At 65.6% G+C, this 22,925-nt stretch carries 21 protein-coding genes and 1 tRNA gene; 5 read left to right on the top strand and 17 right to left on the bottom strand.

Features of this window, described 5'->3' with window-relative positions:
* Positions 1 to 98: 98 nt before the first annotated feature.
* The 3 genes from GIW81_RS17045 to GIW81_RS17035 all read left to right on the top strand — a co-directional run bounded on the left by GIW81_RS17045 (position 99) and on the right by GIW81_RS17035 (position 4,617).
* Positions 99 to 173, top strand: a tRNA-Asn gene (locus GIW81_RS17045).
* Between the two features lie 215 nt (positions 174 to 388).
* Complete coding sequence (locus GIW81_RS17040) at positions 389 to 1,438, top strand: efflux RND transporter periplasmic adaptor subunit (protein WP_195930623.1); 1,050 nt, start codon at positions 389 to 391, stop codon at positions 1,436 to 1,438.
* 56 nt (positions 1,439 to 1,494) lie between these two features.
* Positions 1,495 to 4,617, top strand: a complete 3,123-nt coding sequence (locus GIW81_RS17035; protein WP_154740520.1) for an efflux RND transporter permease subunit — start codon at positions 1,495 to 1,497, stop codon at positions 4,615 to 4,617.
* Between the two features lie 64 nt (positions 4,618 to 4,681).
* Here the strand turns inward: GIW81_RS17035 and GIW81_RS17030 are convergent, their stop codons facing one another.
* From GIW81_RS17030 to GIW81_RS16970, 13 genes are all read right to left on the bottom strand, one after another.
* Positions 4,682 to 6,082 (bottom strand): L,D-transpeptidase family protein, encoded by a 1,401-nt coding sequence (locus GIW81_RS17030; protein WP_154740519.1) that lies wholly within the window; start codon positions 6,080 to 6,082, stop codon positions 4,682 to 4,684.
* A 198-nt stretch (positions 6,083 to 6,280) separates the two neighbouring features.
* Positions 6,281 to 7,297 (bottom strand): thiamine-phosphate kinase, encoded by a 1,017-nt coding sequence (gene thiL / locus GIW81_RS17025; RefSeq protein WP_154740518.1) that lies wholly within the window; start codon positions 7,295 to 7,297, stop codon positions 6,281 to 6,283.
* Positions 7,278 to 7,790, bottom strand: a complete 513-nt coding sequence (gene nusB, locus GIW81_RS17020; RefSeq protein ID WP_154740517.1) for a transcription antitermination factor NusB — start codon at positions 7,788 to 7,790, stop codon at positions 7,278 to 7,280. Before nusB ends, thiL begins: the two co-directional genes overlap by 20 nt.
* The gene (gene ribH, locus GIW81_RS17015; RefSeq protein ID WP_154740516.1) at positions 7,787 to 8,308 is read right to left on the bottom strand and encodes a 6,7-dimethyl-8-ribityllumazine synthase; all 522 of its coding nucleotides are present in this window, start codon (positions 8,306 to 8,308) and stop codon (positions 7,787 to 7,789) included. The genes nusB and ribH overlap by 4 nt, the downstream gene beginning before the upstream one ends.
* 2 nt (positions 8,309 to 8,310) lie before the next feature.
* On the bottom strand, positions 8,311 to 9,459 hold the full coding sequence (gene ribB, locus GIW81_RS17010; protein ID WP_324615083.1) for a 3,4-dihydroxy-2-butanone-4-phosphate synthase: 1,149 nt from the start codon (positions 9,457 to 9,459) through the stop codon (positions 8,311 to 8,313).
* Positions 9,456 to 10,049, bottom strand: a complete 594-nt coding sequence (locus GIW81_RS17005) for a riboflavin synthase (RefSeq protein WP_154740515.1) — start codon at positions 10,047 to 10,049, stop codon at positions 9,456 to 9,458. The genes ribB and GIW81_RS17005 overlap by 4 nt, the downstream gene beginning before the upstream one ends.
* 21 nt (positions 10,050 to 10,070) lie before the next feature.
* Positions 10,071 to 11,222 (bottom strand): bifunctional diaminohydroxyphosphoribosylaminopyrimidine deaminase/5-amino-6-(5-phosphoribosylamino)uracil reductase RibD, encoded by a 1,152-nt coding sequence (ribD, locus tag GIW81_RS17000; protein ID WP_154740514.1) that lies wholly within the window; start codon positions 11,220 to 11,222, stop codon positions 10,071 to 10,073.
* A 2-nt stretch (positions 11,223 to 11,224) separates the two neighbouring features.
* A complete protein-coding gene (gene nrdR / locus GIW81_RS16995) occupies positions 11,225 to 11,746 on the bottom strand; it encodes a transcriptional regulator NrdR (RefSeq protein ID WP_154740513.1) in 522 nt (173 codons plus the stop codon).
* A 296-nt stretch (positions 11,747 to 12,042) separates the two neighbouring features.
* A complete protein-coding gene (gene glyA / locus GIW81_RS16990) occupies positions 12,043 to 13,344 on the bottom strand; it encodes a serine hydroxymethyltransferase (RefSeq protein ID WP_154740834.1) in 1,302 nt (433 codons plus the stop codon).
* A gap of 171 nt (positions 13,345 to 13,515) precedes the next feature.
* Positions 13,516 to 14,751 carry a 5-aminolevulinate synthase gene (hemA, locus tag GIW81_RS16985; protein WP_154740512.1) on the bottom strand — a complete coding sequence of 412 codons (1,236 nt, stop codon included), beginning with the start codon at positions 14,749 to 14,751 and terminating at the stop codon, positions 13,516 to 13,518.
* A 170-nt stretch (positions 14,752 to 14,921) separates the two neighbouring features.
* Positions 14,922 to 16,175 carry a L,D-transpeptidase family protein gene (locus GIW81_RS16980; RefSeq protein ID WP_324615082.1) on the bottom strand — a complete coding sequence of 418 codons (1,254 nt, stop codon included), beginning with the start codon at positions 16,173 to 16,175 and terminating at the stop codon, positions 14,922 to 14,924.
* A gap of 185 nt (positions 16,176 to 16,360) precedes the next feature.
* Positions 16,361 to 16,870, bottom strand: a complete 510-nt coding sequence (gene ldtR, locus GIW81_RS16975) for a transcriptional regulator LdtR (protein ID WP_154740511.1) — start codon at positions 16,868 to 16,870, stop codon at positions 16,361 to 16,363.
* A gap of 170 nt (positions 16,871 to 17,040) precedes the next feature.
* Entirely contained in the window at positions 17,041 to 18,141 is a 1,101-nt protein-coding gene (locus GIW81_RS16970; RefSeq protein WP_195930622.1) for an enoyl-CoA hydratase/isomerase family protein, read from the bottom strand.
* A gap of 195 nt (positions 18,142 to 18,336) precedes the next feature.
* Between GIW81_RS16970 and GIW81_RS16965 the strand changes: the two genes are divergently transcribed.
* Together GIW81_RS16965 and hemB are read left to right on the top strand one after the other, a co-directional pair.
* A complete protein-coding gene (locus GIW81_RS16965; RefSeq protein WP_154740509.1) occupies positions 18,337 to 19,494 on the top strand; it encodes an extensin family protein in 1,158 nt (385 codons plus the stop codon).
* An 84-nt stretch (positions 19,495 to 19,578) separates the two neighbouring features.
* Entirely contained in the window at positions 19,579 to 20,667 is a 1,089-nt protein-coding gene (hemB, locus tag GIW81_RS16960) for a porphobilinogen synthase (protein WP_154740508.1), read from the top strand.
* A 69-nt stretch (positions 20,668 to 20,736) separates the two neighbouring features.
* On the opposite strand, the gene GIW81_RS16955 is transcribed toward hemB, so the two are convergent.
* The 4 genes from GIW81_RS16955 to GIW81_RS16940 form a co-directional block, all read right to left on the bottom strand.
* A complete protein-coding gene (locus GIW81_RS16955; protein ID WP_154740507.1) occupies positions 20,737 to 21,078 on the bottom strand; it encodes a hypothetical protein in 342 nt (113 codons plus the stop codon).
* Positions 21,079 to 21,278: 200 nt separating this feature from the next.
* Positions 21,279 to 21,689 (bottom strand): penta-EF hand family protein, encoded by a 411-nt coding sequence (locus GIW81_RS16950; protein ID WP_154740506.1) that lies wholly within the window; start codon positions 21,687 to 21,689, stop codon positions 21,279 to 21,281.
* Between the two features lie 177 nt (positions 21,690 to 21,866).
* Positions 21,867 to 22,382 (bottom strand): DUF2155 domain-containing protein, encoded by a 516-nt coding sequence (locus GIW81_RS16945; RefSeq protein WP_407658203.1) that lies wholly within the window; start codon positions 22,380 to 22,382, stop codon positions 21,867 to 21,869.
* Between the two features lie 88 nt (positions 22,383 to 22,470).
* Entirely contained in the window at positions 22,471 to 22,875 is a 405-nt protein-coding gene (locus GIW81_RS16940; protein WP_229309379.1) for an NADH:ubiquinone oxidoreductase subunit NDUFA12, read from the bottom strand.
* Between the last annotated feature and the right edge of the window lie 50 nt (positions 22,876 to 22,925).

Raw genomic sequence — 22,925 nt, 5'->3', positions numbered from 1 at the left:
AGTGCAGGGGCTGCCCTCGGGGGCGGGGACCGGCGCAAGTCGCTGGCCCGGCCGAAAGCTTTCTGCTAAGAGGCGCATCGCCTTACAGGCTAGTCTATTCCGCGGTAGCTCAGTGGTAGAGCGTCCGACTGTTAATCGGATGGTCGTAGGTTCGAATCCTACCCGCGGAGCCAAGTTTTTGGCCTCCTTTCCCACTCCCCAAACCGAAGCAGAGCTGGCGGATCGGCCGGTTGTTGCTCGCGCGCTAGGCGCCTAGAAGCTCTGCGCCTGCCTGTTGCAGCCAGCGACGGATTCGCGCCGCTCGGCGAGTTTGTCCTGCTAAATGCGCTCGGGCGGGCCTACCTTGCCGCACAAGAGCTGCCGCGACGCCATGCTGGGGGATCAACCTATGCCTTTGAAAGTGCGCGCCTCATTGGCGAACCTCGGGTTAGTCGTGGCGCTCGCCGGTTTCCTGTTTCCCGCTTCGATTGCCCAGGCGCAGCGCGCCCCGCGCGGACCGGCAGCCCCTACTGTCACCCTCACCGACGTCAAGGTCGAGCGGATGAACGAGCGCGTCGCCGCCGTCGGCTCGGCCCGTGCCCGCCAGCAGGTGACGCTCACCACGCGCGTGGCCGGCGTCATTTCCGAGGTGCTGTTCCAAGGTGGCCAGCTCGTCGACGCCAACCAGCCGCTGGTCAAGCTCAACGCCGAGCCCGAGAAGATCGCCGTCGAGACAGCCGAGGCGCAGCGCGCCCAGGCGGCCGACACGGTGGAGCGCTACAAGCTGCTCAATGAAGGCACTATCGCGCGGGTAACCGTCGCCCAGGCGGACACGGCGCTGAAAGTTGCCGACGCAGCGCTGCGCCGCGCCCGTGACGACCTCGACCGCATGACCATCAAGGCGCCCTTCAAGGGCATGATGGGACTGTCGAGCCTGCAAGCTGGCGACTACCTCGCGGTCGGCAACCCCATCGCCACCATCGACGATCGCTCCACCCTATTGATCGAATTCACGGTGCCCGAGGCGACTGCCTCGTCAATGAAGATCGGGATGCCAGTGCGCGCCAGCCTCGTCACCCGCTCCGGCGAGATCTACGAGGGCAAGATCCAGGCAGTCGGCACGCGCATCGATCCCGTCACCCGCACGCTGATGGTGCGCGCCGAGATTCCCAATCCGGATCTGAAGCTCATTCCCGGCTCCACCTTCTCCATCTCGGTGCAGCTGCAGGGCGACGATCGCCCGGTCGTGCCGGCATTGGCGATCCAATGGGACCGCCAGGGCGCCTTCGTATGGCGGGTGACCGATAAGAACGCCGTGGAGCGCGTCAACGTCGCGATCCTGGCGCGTGACGCCGATCGCGTGCACGTCGATGCCGACCTCAAGGCCGGCGACAAAGTCGTGTTCGAAGGCGGCAGCGTGCTGCGAAACGGACAGACCGTTCAGCCGCAAGGCTCGTGAGCGGCGCCTGATGTCGACCTCGGTTTCCAGCCAAAGCAACAAACGGGATTAGAACGATGGCCGCCGCTCACCCGGGAAGCCCCCAACGCAGCGCAGACGACGGCGGCTGGATCGGCATTTTCGTCCGCCGGCCGATCCTGGCGCTCGTTCTCAACCTGCTCATCATCATCGCCGGCATCGCCGCCTATCAGGGCATCGAGGTTCGCGAGCTCCCCGACGTCGACCGTCCCGTGGTGACGGTGCGCGCCACTTATGCCGGCGCCACGCCGGAAAGCATCGACTCGCAGATCACCGCCGTTCTCGAAAGTGCCGTGTCGCGCGTTCAGGGCGTCACCAGCATTTCATCGAACTCATCCTACGGCTCGGCACGCATCTCGATCGAGTTCTCGAGTAACACCAATCTCGATACCGCGGCGATGGACGTGCGCGATGCTGTCGCCGGCGTCGTCAATCAGCTCCCCAAGGACATGGAGGACGAGCCGCGCGTCGTCAAAGCCGACGCCGACGCCACGCCTATCATGCAGATGTCGGTCTCGGCCGCGAAGCTTTCCGAGGGCGAGTTGACCGACCTCGTCAACAACGTCATCGAGGACAAGCTGGCGGCGGTGGAAGGCGTTGCCGCGGCGAACTCCTACGGCCTGCGCGCCAAGACCATCGAGGTGCGCGTCAACCAGACGGCGCTCGCTTCGCGCGGCATCAGCCTCGCCGAGCTCATCGCGGCCATCGGCAAAGCCTCGGTGACCGCGCCGTCCGGCGCCTTGGAAAACGCGACGCAGCAGCTGCTTGTCCGCGCCGAGGCGCCCGTCGCGACGCCGGAGGACGTCGCCAACCTGGAGATCACCCCGCAGACGAAGGTGAAGGACATCGCCTATGTCCGCTGGGGCTTCCAGGAAGCCACGGCGATGACGCGCCTCGACGGCAAGACGGCCATCGGCATCGACATCATTCGCCAGGCGCAGGCAAATACAATCGATATCTCAGAGGGTGTGCATCAGGCGGTCGACGAGCTGCGCAAGACGCTGCCCGCGGGCGTCGACATCTCGATCACCCGCGACGACGCGGTGTTCATTCGCGAGTCCGTGCGCGAGGTCATCATCAGCCTCGTCCTCGCCAACGTCATCGTCATTCTCATTATTCTGGCGTTCCTTCGCTCGTTCCGCGCCACGCTTGCACCGGCGATCTCCATTCCCGTATCGCTGATCGGCACGCTGGCGGCGATCTGGGCGGTCGGCTTCTCGATCAACGTCATTACGCTGCTGGCGCTCGTGGTCGCCACCGGCCTCGTCGTCGACGACGCGATCGTCGTCGTCGAGAACATCGCCCGGCATCGCGTGATGGGCGCCGGTCCGCGCGCCGCCGCGGTGCTGGGCACGAAGGAGATCGTCTTCGCCGTGCTCGCCACCACAGCGACCCTGGCGGCGGTCTTCATACCCGTATCTTTCATGCCCGGCCTGGTGGGCAGCCTGTTCTCGGAGTTCGGCTTCGTGCTGGCCTTCTCGGTGAGCATTTCAGCCGCCGTTGCCCTCACGGTTTGCCCGATGCTCGCGTCCAAGTTCGGCACCGGCGAGGAAGGCCACGACGACAAGGGCATCGTCGGACGAATCGGCAAGGGTCTGTCCAATCTCTACATGTGGATCGTCGAGATCTGCATCCGCCTGCGCTGGATCGTCGTCCTTGGATGCCTGGCGATCGGCGTCGTGGGGTTCGGGGCGTTCAAGCTCCTGAAGCAGGAGATCACTCCCGCGGAAGACCGCGGCGTCATCCAAGTCCGCCTCACTGCCCAACAGGGCGTCAACCTCGAATACATGTCGAAGCTGACCCAGCGCGTTGAAGAGGTCGTGGCGCCGTACAAGCAATCGGGTGAGGTGACGAGCGTCCTAAGCTCGATCGGCAACGGCGGCGCCAACCGCGCCATGGTGATCGTCTCGCTCGCCGATTGGCATCATCGTGAGCGCAGCCAGCAGCAGATCCAGGCCGAGCTGCAGAAGAAGCTCGACAAGATCGCGGGTGTGCAGGTCTCGCTGGTGGGCGCCAACAGCCTCGGCATTCGCGGCGGCGGCCAGGGCCTGCGCTTCGCCATCGTCGGACCGAACTACGAGCGGCTGTCGGCGACCGCCTTGAAGATGGTCAACAAGCTGCAGGAGCTGCCCAATTTCCGCAGCGTGCGAACGGACTATGACACGACCCAGCCGCAGCTTTCGGTGCGCATCAACCGCGAGGCGGCAACCAAGCTCGGCGTACCGATAGAGACGATCACCAGCCTCATCAACGCGATGATCGACTATCAGAAGGCGGCCGACCTTTTCATCGACGACGACATCGTCGAGATCCAGGTCATGTCCGGCGGCCGCCCGATCAACGATCCCTCCGACTTGCAGAACCTGTTCGTGAAAACGGCCGACGGCAGCTTCATCACGCTGTCGTCGCTGGTGACGATCAAGGAGGTCGCCATCGCGCCGACGCTGGGACGCGAGGACCGCCAGCGCGCCGTCGGCATCACCGCCAACCTGAACGACGGCGTGGTGCTGGGCGACGCAGTCGGGGCAATGCGGGGCGTAGCCGCGACGACGCTCGACCCCGACATGTCGATCACGCTGCTCGGCGAAGCGAGGACGCTGGCCGAGACGACGCAAAACACGACCTTCGTGTTCGGCATCGCCCTGCTCGTGGTGTTCCTCGTGCTCGCCGCACAGTTCGAAAGCCTAACCAGCGCCCTCGTGATCATCTGCACGGTGCCATTCGGCCTCGCTTGCGCCGCCTTCGCCATCCTGCTGTCGGGTGGAACACTCAACGTCTACAGCCAGATCGGGCTCGTGCTGCTCGTCGGCGTCATGGCCAAGAACGGCATCCTCATCGTCGAGTTCGCCAATATCCGGCGCGACGAGGGTGCCAGCGTCGACGATGCCATCCGCGAGGCCTGCCGCACGCGTCTGCGCCCCGTCATGATGACGATGGCCGCCGCGGTTCTCGGTGCCGTGCCGCTGATCTTCGCCAGCGGCGCCGGCGCCGAGGCGCGCTTGGCTCTCGGTTGGATCATCGTTGGCGGTCTTGGCCTCGCAACGCTCTTCACGTTGTTCCTGACGCCGGTGATGTATCGGATCCTGGCGCCGCTTTCGAAACCGCGCGCCGCCGAGACGCAGCGGCTAATCGACGAGCTCAACGCTGCTCAGTCACGGTAAAGCGGTCGCGCAACCATGCCGGTGCCCCGGCTAAATATGGAAGGACGCCCCGGCGACCTCCAGCTCAGGGCGCCAGGGTCACGGCGGGAGCAGGCTCGCTCGGATCGCGATCCATCTCCGCAACCTGATCGACGGCACCATCCCGGCCATAGATGTCGGGGCGGAACTCGACGTCTCCGTCGCGCTCGGCCCAGGCGGTGATGTAGACGAAGTAGACAGGGACCGGCCGCGTAAGGGTGACGTCGACCGCCTGACCGGCCTCGACGATCTGCTGTGCCCGCCCGGGCTCTCCCCAACCCTGCTCGTAGTGGGCGAGCCAGTCGACCAGATTGAATACGCCTTCGACGCGCACGCAGCCGGCGCTGAAGGCGCGCGAGCGCTGCGCGAACAACGGCTTCATCGGCGTGTCGTGCATGTAGACGGTATGCTCGTTGGGCATGTCGATGCGCACGAGCCCGAGCGCGTTCTGCGGCCCGGGATCCTGGCGGAACTTGAGCTTCTGCGCCTCGGGTGCGGTCCAGTTGACCGTCTGCGGGTCGATCTCCTTGACGCCCGCGGCGTCGAGGACACGGATCTTCTCGTTCTGCAGGTAGTCGGGCTCCTTCAGGAGCCGCGGGATCAGGTCGAGATGGGCGACGCTGTCGGGGACGCGCCAATAGGGAAAGAAGTTTAGGGCGCGGATCGTCGCCTTCACCGACGGCGACTGCCGCTCCGTGCGCCCGACGATGACGCGGTGGCGCTGCTGCACTTCGTATTTCTGAACGGCTTCGAGCTGGAACGCCGGGACATTGACGAGCACGTAGCGCTCCTCAACCGGGTTCGCCATCAGCTCGCGGATGCGGCCGAGGTTCATGCGCAGTTGCGCAATCCGCTGGTCGACCGACATGTTGAGGGCCGGATAAGTCGAGCGCTCGACGCGCCCGGTGGGGCGCAAGCCGTTGCGGCGCTGATAGCGCTTCACGGCGTCGGTGAGCTCGCCGTCGAATGTGTATGAGTTGTAGCCGTCGTTGCGCGTGCGCATATCGCCGCTCATCTGCAGGCGGCGGCGCAGCAGCGGCACGCGGTCGTCATCCTCGCCTTCGCGCATCATCCGGCCGGGAGGCACGACCGGCCAGCCGCCGCTGTCGGCGATCTGCTGATACTTGGCGATAGCGGCGTCGATGGCCGCGATCATCTCGTCGGAACGCATCGGCATGGCGTCGGGACGCAAGTCGTCGAGCGGCTCTGCCTGGCGGGCGGCGCGCTCGCGATCCCCGTCCTCCGACCGGCGCCCCGTATAGTCGGGCGTCCCCGAGCCCGTGATGCTCTCCCACCAATTCGCTTGCGCCGCTTGCGCCTGGGCGGGGTTGCCGAGCAGCGACAGCGCCGCGACGGCCATTGCCAGAGCCGCCGGACGGCCGGAACTCGTGATCAATCCCGCAATCAACGAAGCGAAGGGCCGCGCAGCCGCGCGAAATGCCAGCATGAAACCGTCCCGATTGCCCCAAGTGCCGCAAATGACGGGCCTGGCTAGGAATCCACCCTTCGGACCCAGCGCCCAGCCGCCCCAATAGCCGCCAGGATATGGCCAAACGAAGACGATTGGATGCTGTTAAATTGTCCCGCGGCGTGGCGTACCTGCCGGGCCGCGAACTGGGCAATCGGAATCATCCTTGCAAGACGCTCAGCGCGCCGAAAAGTGATCCCATCCCGTCTTGGTGAATTGCATGGGCGCTCCCGCCGCGCCGATCGCGGCGATGCCAGCGGCAGAAGTGTCGATGGCCCCAATGCACGTGACCCGTGTGTGCGCCTGCTCGGCCCGTTGCTCGAACTGGGCCGCGTTTGCAGGCGGCACACATGCCAATATCTCGTAGTCTTCGCCGCCGCTCATCAACCGCTCCAGCCAATTGTCGCTCGCGGCAACAACGGACTTTGCTGGGCCGGAGAGTGGCACCTGCGCCGCCTCGAGACGCCCGCCGACCTCCGAGGCGCGGCATAGGCGGGCAAAGTCCTTCATCAGCCCGTCCGATACGTCCATGGCTGCTGACGCGTACGCCAGCAGGGCGGGAGCGAGGGCAACGGGCGGATGCGGCCGGGAGAACTTCGCCTCGAGGAACCGGCAGGCTGCGTCGTCCAGGTTCCAGAAAGCGCGCAGCTGCGGGTCCTGGCGGAGTGCCAAGCCCAGCGTTGCATCGCCGATCGTGCCGCTGACGTAGACGAGATCGTCCGGCCGCGCCGTCGCGCGCTGCACCATGCGCCCCTTAGGCACGCTGCCGAACGCGGTGATCGACACCGATAGCGGACCAGGCGTGCGATCCGTATCCCCGCCGGCAAGCGGGCACCCAAAGGCGCTCTGCGCGGCAGCTAGCCCAGTCGTGAAATTGGCCAGCCAGATGCGGTCCAGCCGCGGCAACGCGATGCTCATGACGTAGGCGAGCGGTGTGGCGCCTTTGGCGACGAGGTCAGACACGTTGACCGCCAAGGCCTTCCAACCGACGTCGGCTGCATCGGCCGTAGGCAAAAAGTGCACGCCTTCGATAAGCGCATCCGTCGTGACGACGAGCTCGTGGCCGGGAGGAGGCTCGATCGTGGCGCAGTCGTCCTTGAGGCCGTAAGCACCCGCGAAACCGGCCGCCAGCGGCGCCCAGTACTCGGCTATCAGCGCCTCTTCGTCGGTCGCCTCATTTGGTGCGCGTGGCATCGCGATCGAACTCGGCGGCGCGCAACTGACGCGCCAGATTGTCGAGCACGCCGTTCACCACCTTTGGCTCGTCCTCGGAAAAGAACGAGTGCGCGACATTGATATATTCGTTGATGACGACGCGGCTCGGAACGTCGCGCCGCTCCATCAGCTCGAACACACCGGCGCGCAAGATGGCGCGGACGATGGCGTCGATGCGCACCAGCCGCCAGCCTTCGGCAAGCTGCTGGTCGACCAGCGGGTCGATGTCACGCTGGCGGCGCACGACGCCGCGCAGAAGCTCGGCGAAAAAGGCAGCGTCGGCGCCCGCGGCCGCCTCGTCGCCCGGCGCGCGCGGGAACCTCAGCCGCACGAACTCGTCGACGACGTCGTTGAGATCGGTTCCGGCGAGATCCATCTGATAGAGGCCCTGCACGGTCGCGACGCGCGCCGCCGTGCGCGGCTGCAGCGCAATCTTGCCTGGAATGGGCGTGGCTTTGCTCGTCGTCGTCATGCGCTTTGTCCCTCGAACACGCGCTGCAGCTCGACCAGCCGCAAACAAGCCCGCGCCGCATCTCCGCCCTTGCCGTTGATGCCGCCCTTCGCGCGCGCCAGCGCCTGCGCCTCGGTATCCACCGTCAGAATGCCGTTGCCGACCGGAATCGCATGCTTGATGGCAACCTCCATCAGCCAGTGGTTGGCGTTGTTGCAGACGATATCGTAGTGCGAAGTCTCGCCGCGAATGACGCAGCCGAGCACTATTGCGCCGTCGAACTTGCCGTTCTCCGCGCGGCGCGGAATGAGACCCGATGCGGCAGCTTGCGCCAGAACCTGCGGTATTTCGAGCGCTCCGGGGACCGTGATGCGCTCATAGGCGACGCTCTGCGCATCAAGGGCAGCAACAGCTCCACTGATCAGCTCATCGGAAATGTGGTCGTAGAAGCGTCCTTCGATGATGAGCACCCGCGACCGCAACTCAGCCCTTGGGGGCCGGCCAATGCTGCGCGCTGGAGGATCAGTTTTGACGACCATGCTCATTCGATCCCGCGAGTGCCGACAATGCGCAATCCGAAGCCTTCCAAACCGACATACACGTGCGCTGGCGAATTGGTCAGTAGCACCATGTCGCGCACGCCCAGTTCCCTGAGTATCTGCGAGCCCACGCCGATCTCCACCTGCCGGCGCTCGCGCGAGCCCTCGGCGGGCTTCTTGGGCTGCGCCCGCGAAGCGATCCACTCGGATACCGACTTCGGCCGCAAATCGCGGATCAGGACCACGACCCCGCGGCCTTCCTTCTCGATCATACGCAGAGAATTCGCGATCTGCGTGCCCTCGCCCGCATCGCCGACGCCAATGACATCGCCGAGCAGGCTCACCGCATGCACGCGCACCAGCACGGGCCCCGGCTCGGAAAGGTCGCCCTTGACCAGTGCCAGGTGTTCGCCCGGCTCGACGGTGGGTTCGTAGACGTGCAAGTCGAACTGGCCGGCGGCGGTGCCAATGCGAGTCTTGGCCACCGCGCGAACGAGATGCTCATTCTGCAGCCGATATGCGATGAGCTCTTCGATCGCACCGATCTTCAGTCCATGCCGCTGCGCGAACGCGACGAGGTCCGGCAGGCGCGCCATCGTGCCGTCGTCGTTCATGATCTCGCAGATCACAGCTGCCGGATAGAGCCCGGCGAGACGGGCCAGATCGACGGAGGCCTCCGTGTGGCCCGCACGGATCAGAGCGCCGCCCTCGCGCGCGACGAGCGGAAATATGTGCCCCGGCGAGACGATGTCGGCGGCACCCTTCGTGGCGTCGATCGCCGTGGCGATGGTGCGCGCCCGATCGGCGGCCGAGATGCCGGTCGAGATGCCCTCGCGCGCCTCGATCGACTGAGTGAAAGCCGTGCGGTTGCGCGAGCGGTTGCGCCCGACCATCGCCTCGAGCTCGAGCTCCTCGGCGCGCGCGCCGGTGAGCGTGAGGCAAATGAGGCCGCGGCCGTAGCGGGCCATGAAGTTCACCGCATCCGGCGTCGCCATCTGCGCGGGGATCACGAGGTCGCCCTCGTTCTCGCGCTCTTCGGCGTCGACGAGCACGACCATGCGGCCATTGCGCATGTCCTCGAGGATCTCAGGGATCGAGGACAGGCAGCCGCGGCCTTCCGAGATGGCGTGTTTGCCAACGTCGTGCGTCACGGTCTGAACTCCAGGAGCCGCGCGATGTAGCGCGCGAAGAGGTCAACTTCGAGGTTGACCGATTGCCCGGGGGTTTTCGCCCCCCAGGTCGTCACCGTCAAGGTATGCGGGATCACGTTCACGCCAAAGCGGTTGTCGCTCACCTCGTTCACCGTGAGTGAGACACCGTCGAGCGCCACGGAGCCCTTGGGCGCAATATAGGGCGCCAGGTGCTCGGGGACCTCGAAGGAGAAGCGGCGGCTTTCGCCGTCGGCGGCGACATCGACGATACGGGCGAGCCCATCGATGTGCCCCGTCACCAGGTGCCCGCCCAGCTCCTGCCCGAGGCGCAGCGATCGCTCCAGGTTCACTTTGCGGCCCGGCTGCCAGCCGCCGAGCGTCGTCTTGCCGCGCGTTTCGTTCGAAACGTCGACCGTGAAGAGGCTGCCCCGACCATCGGTGCGCAGTGACGTCATCGTCAGGCAGCAGCCGTCGCACGACATCGAGCCGCCGACTTCCATCTCCGTCGCCGGATAGCGCGTACGGATGGTGAAGCGACCCTTGTCTGCCGCCGTGACCTCGCCGAGGTCTGAGACGATGCCGGTGAACATGGCCAGGCTTCCTCGCTGCCTTCAACTCGCTTCGGTTTGGCCGCGGCGGATGCCGCGGTGCCAGTGCCGGCGCATGACCAGCATATCGTCGCTGCCGATGGTTCGCCGATCGTAAAGATCGAAGCCTTCGGTCGAGATGTATCGGCCGGCCGCCTTCAGTGTCGCGGCGGGCGACAGCTCGGCGGCTTCGTCTCCGCGCGCATGGAACAACGCCACCTCGTCGACCAGGTTGGCGCGCGCGAAGGCCTGCCAGGTCGCCGGGCCGCCTTCGACGAGCAGCCGGGTGATCCCGCGGGCGACGAGCGCCTCCATCGCCGCCGGCAGCCACAGCTCGCCGCCGACCAGCGGCGCGGTGATCACCTGCGCGCCGATGGCCGCAAGCTTCGCCGGGTCGGCGCCCTCGGGGCACACGACCCACAGCGGATATTGTCCGGCCGATTTGGCCAGCCGCGAATTCTCCAAGCCCGACAGGTCGCGGGCCAGCACGATCCGTATGGGCGAGCGCGCCTCGAGGCCGGGCAGGCGACAGGTCAGCAGCGGGTCGTCGTCGATCACGGTGCGCCGGCCGACCAGTATAGCATCGGCGCGGGCGCGCAGGAGGTGCCCCAAGGCGCGCGCCGCGGGGCTCGTGACCCACACGGGGCGGCCCAGCGCGCCGCGCGGCACCCCTCCTGAGGCGTCGAGCGCCAGCTTGGCGGTGACCAGCGGCCGGCGCTCGGTGACCCGCAGGATGTGCCCGGCAGTCAGCCAGTGCGCCGCCTCGATCATCAGGCCGCGCTCGACCGCGACGCCCGATTGCCGCAAGCGGCCGAGACCACGGCCGGCGACGCGCGGATCGGGATCCTCGATGGCACACACGACCCGCGCCAGGCCGGCTTCGAGGATGGCGTCGGCGCACGGCGCCGTCACGCCGTGGTGCGAGCAGGGCTCGAGCGTCACGTACATGGTGGCACCGCGCGCCCGCACACCGGCGCGGACAATGGCCTCGGTCTCGGCGTGCGGGCGCCCACCCGGCGCCGTCCAGCCGCGAGCGATCACCTCGCCGGTGCGCTCATCGGCGATCACCGCGCCGACCGATGGATTGGGTGCGGTGCGGCCGAGACCCCGCGCCGCAACCGCGAGCGCTATCTGCATCATGTGGGCATCGAAGGCGGCGCGCGGCGTGGAGGCCATCGCTAGTGTTTCTTGAGCGGCGCCGTCTCCACAACGGAGCCCTCGAAACCAATATGCGGCGCATCGTTCGCAGGCTCGGCGGCAATCTCGCCCAGCACCTCATGGAAGTCGGCCGCCTCGCGGAAATCGCGGTAGACGGAGGCGAAGCGCACGTAGGCGACGGGGTCGAGGCCGCGCAGCGCCTCCATCACGAGACCGCCGATGGTCGACGAGGCGACCTCGCTCTCGCCGGCGCTTTCGAGCTGTCGCACCAGACCCGAGACCATGCGCTCGACCCGCTCATCCTCGATGGGGCGCTTACGCAGGGCGATCTGCACCGAGCGCACGAGCTTGTCGCGATCGAAGGGAACCTTGCGCCCCGAGCGCTTGACGACCAGCAGCTCGCGCAGCTGCACCCGCTCGAAGGTCGTGAAGCGACCGCCGCAATCGGGACAGATCCGCCGACGCCGGATGGCGGCGTTCTCCTCGGTGGGGCGGCTATCCTTCACTTGCGTGTTTTCGCCGGCGCAATACGGGCAGCGCATCGGTGCCTCCTGTGCCCGCAGACTCGTGCACTGGCCGCGGTCGACGATTATTAGCGGTTCGTGGACACCGGAAGCAACGAGGCGCGCCCAGGATATCCCAAGCGCGCCTCTAGTGTGATGATCGAGATGTCCGCTATATCGCGCTCGGCCGGGTGGTGAAGCGGACCTCTCGATCTGAATCACACTAGATTGATCAAGTTGGCTAGTGTCCTTCAGATCGCGAAATTCGTTCCAACCTCGCAGCACACTGAGACGAATTTCGCGATCAGGACACTAGCGTTGTACGTAACTGAGGATCAGGAGTAGATCGGAAAACGCTTGCAGAGGTCGATGGCCTGCGCCTTGACCTTCTCTTCCACGGCCCCGTTGCCCTCGACGCCGTTCTTGGCGAGACCGTCCAGCACCTCGGCGATCAAGCGGCCGATCTCTTGGAACTCGGCGACGCCGAAACCGCGCGTCGTGCCGGCCGGAGCGCCGAGACGCACGCCTGACGTGACCATCGGCTTCTCGGGATCGAACGGCACGCCGTTCTTGTTGCAGGTGATGTGGGCGCGCTCCATCGCCTTCTCGGAGATGTTGCCGGTGAGCTTCTTCGGCCGCAGGTCGAGAAGGATGAGGTGCGTGTCGGTGCCGCCGGAGACCAGCGCGAAACCGGAGTTCACCAGCACCTCGCCCATCGCCTTGGCGTTCTCGATGACATTCTTCGCGTAGATCTTGAAGTCCGGGCGCAGCGCCTCACCGAAAGCCACGGCCTTGGCGGCGATGACGTGCATCAGCGGGCCGCCCTGGATGCCGGGGAAGATCGCCGAGTTGATCTTCTTGGCGATGTCCTCGTCGTTGGTGAGGATCATGCCGCCGCGCGGACCACGCAGGGTCTTGTGCGTCGTCGTGGTGACGACGTGTGCATGCGGGAACGGGCTCGGATGCTGGCCGCCGGCGACGAGGCCGGCAAAGTGCGCCATGTCGACCATCAGGATGGCGCCGACCTCGTTGGCGATGGCGCGGAAGTCCGCGAACTCGAACTGGCGCGGATAGGCCGAGCCGCCGGCGATGATGATGCGCGGGCGATGCTCGAGGGCGAGCTTATAGACCTCGTCCATGTCGACGCGGTGCGTATCGGGACGCACCATGTACGACACCGGCTTGAACCACTTGCCCGACTGGTTGACGGGCGAGCCGTGCGTGAGATGGCCGCCGGCGGCGAGGCTGAGGCCGAGGATGGTGTCGCCCGGCTGCGCCAGCGCGTTGAACACGCCTTGGTTGGCCTGCGAGCCCGAGTTCGGCTGCACGTTGGCAAAGCCGCAGCCGAAGAGCTTCTTGGCGCGGTCGATCGCGAGCTGCTCGACGATGTCGACGTACTGGCAGCCGCCGTAGTAGCGGCGGCCCGGATAGCCTTCCGCGTACTTGTTGGTCAGCACGCTGCCGGCAGCCTCGAGCACGGCCTTGGAGACGATGTTCTCCGAAGCGATCAGCTCGATCTCGTGCTGCTGGCGGCCGAGCTCCTTACCGATGGCGTCCGCGATCTCCGGATCGCTCTCGGCCAGGCGGGTGTTGAAAAAGCCGCTCGTCGAGCTGGGCTCGGCCTTCGCATTCAACATCGGTTTTTGTCCTTGGTTCTCAGGCAGGTGAATGAGGTTGTATGACCAGCGCGGGTCGGGCGGCAAGCCTGCCGCCATAGTATGATCCCGCTGCTTCGGGCTCAACCCGTACAGCTTATTGGGGTTTCCAACTAGCGATTTTTGCGGGGTGCGCCGAAGCGCAGCGGGCAGCTATTCCGCCGCCAGCCGCACGTACTGTCCATGAGCCAGCGGGCAGGCCTCCCAAAGCTCGCTCATCGCCGCAATGAGGGCGTCGACCTGCGCCGGTGTGTGCACGGGCGAAGGCGTCAGCCGGAGCCGCTCGGTCCCGCGCGGAACCGTCGGATAATTGATGGGCTGCGCGTAGATCGCATAGTGCTCGAGCAAGGCATCCGTCACCGCCTTGCAGTGGACGGGATCGCCGATGCTCACCGGCACGATGTGGCTCGGCGACATGACGACCGGCATGCCGGCGGCGATCAGGCGCTCTTTCACTTCCGTAGCCCGCTCCTGCAGCTGGGCGCGCTCCACGCCGCTCGCCTTCAGATGGCGAATGCTGGCCAGGGCGCCGGCGGCCAGTGCGGGCGCCAGCGAGGTGGTGAAGATGAAGCCCGCCGCATACGAGCGGATGGCGTCGCAGCAGTCGCGCGAGGCGGCGATGTAGCCGCCCATCACGCCGAAGCCCTTGGCGAGCGTACCGTTGATGATGTCGATCCGGTGCATGACGCCGTCGCGCTCGGCGATACCGCCGCCGCGCGGGCCGTAGAGGCCGACGGCGTGGACCTCGTCGAGATAGGTCAGCGCGCCGTACTTCTCAGCCAGGTCGCAGATCGCGGCGATGGGGGCGATGTGGCCATCCATCGAGTAGACGCTCTCGAAGGCGATAATCTTCGGCGTCGCGCGGTCGTAGGACTTGAGGAGCTGCTCGAGGTGCTCGATGTCGTTGTGGCGCCAGATGTGCTTCGGTCCGCCTCCGTGGCGGATGCCGGCGATCATCGAGGCATGGTTCTTCTCGTCGGAGAAGATGACGGCGCCCGGAAGTAGATGGACCAAGGTCGAGAGCGTCGAGTCGTTGGCGACATAGGCCGAGGTGAAGAGCAGCGCGGCTTCCTTGCCGTGCAGGTCGGCCAGCTCGTGCTCGAGCTCGACGTGATAGTGCGTGGTGCCGGAGATGTTGCGGGTGCCGCCCGAGCCGGCGCCGACGGAATCGATCGCCTCGTGCATGGCGCCGAGAACGGCCGGGTGCTGTCCCATGCCGAGGTAGTCGTTCGAGCACCAGACGGTGATGGGGCGGGCAGCTTCGGATTTGTTGAAGTGGTCGGCCGAGGGGTACGCCCCGCGCCGACGCTTGACGTCGGCGAACACGCGATACCGTCCTTCACGATGGACAGTGTCCAGCGCATCCCGGAACTTCTTAGCGTAGTCCATCAGCCCGCTTTCACTCCCCTAGGCCCTTATCGCTTTTTTCTTATCATCGCCCGCCATGATAACGCGAGCAACGTGTCTATTGTCGCGCCGGCCATCAAGGCCGAAGCAAAGAATTTTGCCGATGCGGGTGGTTGCGACCTTGATGCGGGTCAACGGTGCAGCGCGACAATTTAGTACGCCGCGGCGACCTCTCCGACCCCATCCTTTAGGTAAATGTCAGGTCGGAATTGGATGACGCCGTCGGGGGTCGCCCACGCAGTTACATAAGCAAAATAGAGCGGTACGGGCTTTTTCAGGCGCACGGTTTTTGTCTGGCCGCTTTCCTTGATGTGCTCGACCTGGTCGGCGGTGCCCTGCCCGGTCAGCAGCCAGGCGGCGAGCTGCTCGATGTTTTGCACGCGCACACATCCCGAGCTGGCAGCTCGGAAATTGCGCCCGAAGAGCGACTCCTTCGGACTGTCGTGCATGTAGACCGAGCTCGAATTGGCGAAATTGATTTTCAAGAATCCGAGCGGGTTTTCCTTACCCGGCGCCTGCCGATACGAGAGCCGCGTCGGTTGCGCACCCGACCAATCGATCGATTGAGGATCCAGCTTCTTGCCGCCCTCGTAGGCGTCGATGCCGAACTTCACCAGCACGCTCTCGCCCTTCTGCTGCATGTCGCGGCCCTTGGGGATCAGGTCCTCCTTGATCACCGTCGGCGGCAGCGTCCACATCGGATTGAAGGCGAGGTCGGTGATGGTGGAACGTAAGAGCGGCGTCGGACGATCGGGCTTGCCGACGACGCCGGAGTGACGCGTGACGACGGCGTTGTTCTCGATGGTCTCCACCTGCGCGGCCGGAATGTTCACCAGCACGTAGCGCTTGGCGACGATCTTGGTGAGATCGGTCAGCCGCTCGAAGTTGGTCTTGAGCTGCGCGAGGCGCACCTCGGATGGCACGTTGAGTGCGGCGACGGTCCGCTTGTCGACCATGCCGGTCGGGGCCAACCCGTTGGAGGCTTGGAAGCGCTTCACCGCCGCGTCGAGGTCGGAGCCGAAGTGGTCCGGATAGCCCGACTCCTCGGTGAGGTCGCCGGATCGCATCAAACGAAGGCGGAGCACGCCGACCGCCGGGTCCGAAGCTCCTGGCTCGAGTTCGACGTCGGGCACCAGAGGGAAGCCCCCCTTGGCGACGATCTCCTCATAGCGCGCGATCGCCGCCTTGGTCGGCGCCAAGTTCGCCTTCGACAGCGTCGGATATCCCTTGGGTGGGTTCGCCTGCCATTCGCGGATGAAGCTGCGGTCATAGCCGCTGGTGTAGGTAGATGGCCCCTCACCGACCGGCCCAAAGCTGATCTGAGCGGTCGATGGCGACAGCGCACCACCGAGCAAGAGCACCACGCCGGCCAGCGGCACGGCAGTCCGATCACCCCAAGAGCTCACGCAGCCCTCCCGTCCATATGTAAACGGCGTTGAATGCCCGCACGTGCCCACCCCCGGAAAGTACGTCGCCGGTTATGGTCAAGGCAAGCATTCCCAGTGGGTTGGCTGGGGGTGGTAAACGACAAAGGGACCGCGGATCGAACCGCGGCCCCTTAGGCGACCAGTGCGTGGGTGGTAATTGCGGCTTAGAGCCGGTAGCGGATCTGGTCCGACCAGAAGCGCTCGAGACGGACGAGCGCCTTGTTGAGACCACGGAAATCTTCCTCCGAAACCTCACCCACCGTCTCGACCGAGCCGAGCTGGCGCTGGTAGAGCTTCTGCACTACCTCGCAAGCTTCCTTGCCCTTGTCGGTCAGGCTGACGCGCACGCTACGACGGTCGGTCTCCGACCGCTTGTAGTGCAGGTAGCCCATGTCGACGAGCTTCTTGAGATTGTAGGAGACGTTCGAGCCGAGATAGTAACCGCGAGTCTTGAGCTCGCCGGCGGTCAGCTCGCTGTCACCGATATTGTAGAGCAGCAGCGCTTGCACGCTGTTGAGGTCGGCACCGCCGAGGCGGTCGAACTCGTCCTTGATCACGTCGAGCAGCAGACGATGCAGCCGTTCGACAAGGCGCAACGCTTGCAGGTACTCGGAACGGAAACTGTCGGATTGCCCTGGCGCACGATGGCGCGCTACGTCGAGCGCAACACTCATAACTGCCTCACACTGTTTGACGCCGGTCCCGGGTTTTTTGTTTTGTCCGGGTTAGCCCAAGAGGTAAGGCATAAAACTAAAAGTCACCTAAATACCCATAGTAAATGAATAGTATCGGGGTGTCGGCGAAACGCTTCATTCACGCTGCTGCATGCACGGAGCGAGCATAACTAGACGCGCGCCGCCTGCATTTCCTGGCGCGTCAAGAGCGTCAACTCCTCTGCACCCATCGGCGCAAAATAGTCTTCGACTATCGCAGGGGTGACGTCTTCGAGTGCTGCGGGGCGCCACTTCGGGCTGCCATCCTTGTCGACCAGAGCGGCGCGCACACCTTCATAGAAGTCGCTCCCGTCGAGGAAGCGGCAGGCGAGGCGGTAGTCGACGATCAGCGTCTGCCGCAGGTCGAGCGCCCGCGCATCGCGAATGTGCCGATGCGTGACTTTGAGCGAAAGCGGCGCACGCTTCTCCAGATCGGCGACCACGCCCTGCGCCCAGTCGCCGTGAATCCCCCCCACCGCTCGTAGACGCGCGATGATCTCCTCGACGGTCGGCGCTGAAAAGCAGCGGGAGATGATCGGCACCGTGAACGGAAGCTCGCCGGGGCCAGGATCGACGTGGCGCTCATCGAGGATCGTATCGACGGGCCACGTGTCGGCAAACGCCGTTTTGATCTCCTCGTAGCGCGCGGCCGGAATGCAATGTGTCAGTAGACCCAGCGCGTAGGCATCCGCCGCGCCAATCGAACGTCCCGTGAGCCCGAGGTACATGCCGACGTTGCCGGGCAGGCGCGACAGCGTCCAGGCGGTGCCGACGTCCGGGAACAATCCGATGGCGGTCTCCGGCATTGCAAAGCGGTACCGCTCGCCGGCGACCCGATGGGTGCCGAACAGGGTGATGCCCACGCCCGAGCCCATGACCGGCCCGTCGATCAGGGAAATGGTCGGCTTGGAGAAGCACTCGTGCAGCCAGTTGAGGGCGTACTCGTCGGCGAACGCGCGGCGGGCCCGCTTGCGGTCCTCGCGCCCCCAGGTGGTCATCTCGCGCACGTCCCCGCCGACAGAGAAAGCCTTCTCGGACGATGACTGGATGACGACGCAATAGGTCTGCGCTTCGCGAGCAAAGCGAGGGTACGCCTCGGAGAGCTGCGCCCGCATAGCCGTCGTCAGGGCATTGAGCGCCCGAGGCCGGTTGAGCGTGATCACCGGACACGAGCCTCGCACCTCGATCACGACCTCGTCGGCGGGCTGTTCGCTGGAACCGTCGGCCGTCATCCACGCTCCTGTTGCATTGCCTTGCACAGCTTTGTGCCCCCAGGCCCGCACCATGACGCACCGCATCATCAATCGGGCCGATTTGGACCTATACACTGCGGCCGATTGCGACGAAACTTGCGGGGCTGATTCGCCCAAGATCCCGGCCGATAAGGCCCCATTCCCCCGCACTTTCCCGAAGGTGGAGATGTGACGATGCTGCGATTCGGACTTGGCTTGGCGGTTGCGCTCGGCGCGCTCGCGGCTTGCGCGCCAGCCCAGTCGGCCGAAACGGCCGTCCCCTCCGATTCAAAGATGGAAAAGGCGCGCCACGCACTCGGCAAGGATCGCGCCGTGATCACCGCACAACCGCTGATGGTGCCGCCACTGCCGGAACGCAAGACGGCCGCCGCCTCGCCCGTCCCGCCTGTGCCGGAGACCTGGACGCAGGCCGAGGTCGATATCGCCAAGGCCGCATGCGCCGCAGCGGTCAAAGGCCTCAACGTGCAGCTGGCTTACGAGCCCCCCATCAAAGAGGGATTGTGCGGCACCCCTGCTCCCATTCGCGTCTCCCGTCTTGGCAACGTCACGTTCAAGCCCGCCGCGCTGATCAACTGCGGGATGCTCCAGCCGCTTAACACCTGGATCAGCAAGGACCTTCAGCGGGCCGCTCAGCGCCAGTTCGGCGCCAAGATCACCGAGATCGAAGTGATGAGCGACTATTCGTGCCGCACGGCGTTCGGGCGGGTCGGCCGCAAGCTCAGCCAGCATGCCTACGTCGATGCTCTCGACATACGCGGCTTCGTCACTGCCAGGGGCGAGCAGGTGGCCGTGCTCAACGGCTGGGGCGCCACCAAGCGGGACATCATTGCGGCTGCCGAGGCCGCCAGGATCAAGCAGGAGGCATTGGCGGCGGCGCAGGCCGAGGCCGGCAACGCCGAGCGCGCCAACTTGAAAGATGCAAAGTCCGAGACCGGCGCCGGTCGGGCTCCCACCACAGCGACGAGCGCGCTCGGCACGCCGGCGGCCGGCGCTGTCAAAGCGACGCGGTCCCGCGGCGTCGACATGGTCACCGTCATCCTCCCGGGAGGGAGCAAGAAGCAGCAGGTTGCAGCCCGGCTTGGCGGCCCCGCCGACAACGGCCTGCCCGCGAAGCCGCGGTCGGTTGGCGAGCAACCCGGCGCCAAGGCTCCGCTCAGCACTGATGCATTAGCAACGCCGCCGGACGGACCGCGCGCCCGTTTCCTGCGCGAGGCCCACGCGGCCGCCTGCCGCATCTTCGGCACCACCCTCGGGCCGGAGGCGAACGAAGCGCACCGCAATCACTTCCACGTCGACATGGCCGAGCGGAAGATTAAGAAAATCTGCGACTAACGCCGCGCGGTGCCGCGCACTTGGTCCTCTTGCAATACCCGGTGGTTACGGTGAGTGTGGAGCACGCTCAGCCGGACGCCCAAGATGAAGTCTCGCCAACCTGTCACCCCTTTGCAGCCCGCCGCCCGCGGTGAAGCGCCCGAGCGCGCCGCCCCGACCGCTGCGGGCTCGTACCCGAGCGTGCGCCTGCGTCGCGTTCGCTCGACGCGCTGGTCGCGCCGCCTCGTCGCCGAGCATCGGCTCACCGTCGACGACCTGATCTGGCCAATGTTCGTCATCGAGGGCAGCAACAAGCGCGTCCCTATCGCCTCTATGCCGGGCGTCGAGCGACTGTCGGTCGACAACATCGTTGCCAGCGCCGAGCAGGCCGTGCAGCTTGGCATCCCCGCCATCGCGCTCTTTCCCTACACCGAGCCGAAGCTGCGTAGCGACGATGCGCGCGAGGCGTTCAATCCGGAGAACCTGGTCTGCCGTGCCGCGCGCGCCATCAAGGCGGCCGGTATCGAGATCGGCATTGTCCTGGATGTGGCACTCGATCCCTACACCAGCCACGGCCATGACGGCCTGATGCGCGGGACGGAAATCGCCAACGACGAGACGATCGAAGCGCTGGTGCGCCAATCTCTGGTGCAGGCCGAAGCGGGTGCCGACATTCTCGCGCCGTCCGACATGATGGACGGCCGCGTCGGCGCCATCCGCACGGCGCTCGAGACCAACGGCTACGTCAACACGCTCATTATGGCTTATGCCGCGAAGTACGCCTCGGCGTTCTACGGGCCATTCCGCGATGCCGTCGGCTCATCGATGACACTCGCCTCCTCGCCGGAAAAGCGCGACAAGCGCTCCTATCAGATGGACCCGGCGAACTCGGACGAGGCACTGCGCGAGGTGGCGATGGATCTCGCCGAGGGCGCCGACCTCATCATGGTCAAGCCCGGCATGGCCTATCTCGATATCGTGCGCCGCGTCTCCGAGACGTTCCGCGTGCCGACCTTCGCGTATCAAGTCTCGGGCGAGTACGCGATGCTGCAAGCTGCGGCCAATGCCGGCTGGCTCGACGGCGACGCGGTGATGATGGAAAGCCTGCTGGCCTTCAAGCGGGCCGGCGCCGCCGGCATCCTCACCTATTTCGCGCCGCGCGCCGCGGCCGTGCTCAACGAGATACGCGCGTAGTCCGGCCACGTGCAGTCAGGCGAACGGGCGCCGAGCATTCTGCTCGACACCCGCTCCACCAACCCTCATCTAATACTTCTTGGGGGCCGGCTGATCAGACTTCATTTCGGTACCCCCCTCACCGGTGCCGGCGCCCGACGAAGCGCCGCTTTTCACGAGGCCGTTGTTGCAGGCCTTGGTGAACTCGGCTTTCTCAATCGTGGTATCGCCGTCGGGATTGGCGGCCTTGAAGTCGGTCACGTAGGCCGAGGCCTGCTGTTTGGTGATGGGTCCGCCGTCGGGGCTCGCCTGATTCCACAGCGACGCACATTCAGCGGCCGACAATTTCATCGTGCCCTGATCGGCAGCCTGCGCATAAGCACCGAAAGCCGCAGCGCTGGACAGCAATCCAGCGAGCAAAATGCGTTTCATTGGACGTTCTCCTTATCATTGGCCGGCAAGCGTTTGCCGGTGTGCGCAGTTGAACGTCCACGCCGACGGTGGTGTTCCTTTGCCGCTGTCGTGTCCTTAGTCCGCTGTCGAGCCGAACGAACACCTGCGGCGGGCCGCGCCGTCGGCGTTCAACCGACCGCGCAGGCTCGCCGCGTGCATTTCAGCGTGTGACAGCTACGTTACTGGATGAGCAGTAGAAGCGACTGCCCGGCCGGCGACTTCAATTCCGCTTCGTCGAGCGTGCCGTCGTTGTCCGGATTGGCAGCGTTGAAGCGCTTCTCGATCAGCGCATTGTATTCGTTGAGATCGAGCGTGCCGTCGTTGTCGGGATCGGCCGCCTTGAGCTCGTCCGCTGTGACGCGACCCGCGAGTTCCTTGGCGTCGAGCGTGCCGTCGTTGTCGGGGTCGAGCTTTTTGAATGTTGCGGCGCCGGCTGCCTTGGCTTCCGCCAGATCAACGGTGCCGTCGGCATCTGGATCGAGCACCTTCATCAACGCCGCGTCGACTTTGGTCTCGGCCCATGTTGGCTGAGTGGCCATCGCACCTGCCGCAAGCGCCATGCTGAGAGCAAGGAGAAGTCTGGGATACATTGGCAGCCTCCAATACCGTTTTTTCTGGTTATCACGGTTCTGGAATAGCCACGCGTGGGCATTCGTTCCATCTTGCGAAGGTGGCTCAGTGAGCGCGGCGTGAGGCGCGACGCGAATATGTGCTGAAAACTTGAGAGAAAAAGCGCCCGAGCAAGCGCGACGAGCGCTGTGGATTATTTAGCGACGCACGCGGCGGCGCTGCGCGAAGGGGTCTTCTTCGGGCGCCGGTGCCGGCGCGTCGCTCGCAGCGGCAGCGGGGTCCTCGGCGCTATGTTGCGCAATGCTGCCCTTCGGCTTCTCGCAGTCGGTCAGCCAAACGTCGAAGACCGGATGCTCGACTGCGTTGAGGCCGGGGCTCTCAGCGAACATCCAGCCGGTGAAGATGCGCTTCTCCTGTCCGTCGAGCTGTATCTCGTCGACCTCGACGAAGGATGTCGTCTTCGGCTGCTCCTCGGGTGGCCGCGAATAGCAGACGCGCGGCGTCACCTTCAGCGCGCCGAACTGGACGGTGGAGTTGAGCGGCACCTCGAACTTCGACGTGCGGGCCGTAACCTTGTCGAGCGCGGAGAACACGGCGACGCCGTTGTCGATGCGATCGGCACGCGCACTGCTCGCCGCGAGCAAGCCGAGTGCCAAGATGGCGCCGACCGAGGCTGCCTGCGATTTGCGCCAACTCGTCCGCATCTTCGTCATTCGAACTGCAATGTCTCTGAACCTCTGCGCCGCGTGCCTCGTTGGGCCGCGAGTTGGGCCGAATTGGGGAGTGGCGGCCGACTAGGCGTCACACCTCTGGACGCCAGGGCTTGTAGTCGCCGGTCGCCTTGGACCGCACGCCCTGGCCGAGAATCGACCCCGGCGGCCGGTACGCGTCGGGCGTCCCCGTCTGATTCATCAGATGCGGCCGTTGCCAGGGCCGCGGCAGATAGTTCTGCTGCGAAGGCGGGGTGTCCGCCGTGTAGTGCAGCCAGCCGTGCCAGCCGGCCGGGACCTTCGAGGCGTCGGCGAAGTCAGTGTACGTCACCCAGCGGCGCGGCCTGCCGAGCGGCCCCACGCCCTTCTTCTGCTCGTAGTAGCGGTTGCCGAACTCGTCCTTCCCGACGAGGTGCCCCTGCCGCCAGATCGTAAGGCGGGTACCCCAGGTATTTCCGCCCCACCAGCAGAAGATCTCGCTGAAAAAGCCCATCATTCCCGCCCGCTGTTTCGCGCCCGCAGCATCGCCGATATCGCCGGGCACGG

This window comes from Hyphomicrobium album (assembly GCF_009708035.1).
Classification (GTDB): Bacteria; Pseudomonadota; Alphaproteobacteria; order Rhizobiales; family Hyphomicrobiaceae; genus Hyphomicrobium_A; species Hyphomicrobium_A album.
Note: the sequence above shows the minus strand (reverse complement) of the source record. Positions and strands in the feature narration are given on the sequence as shown.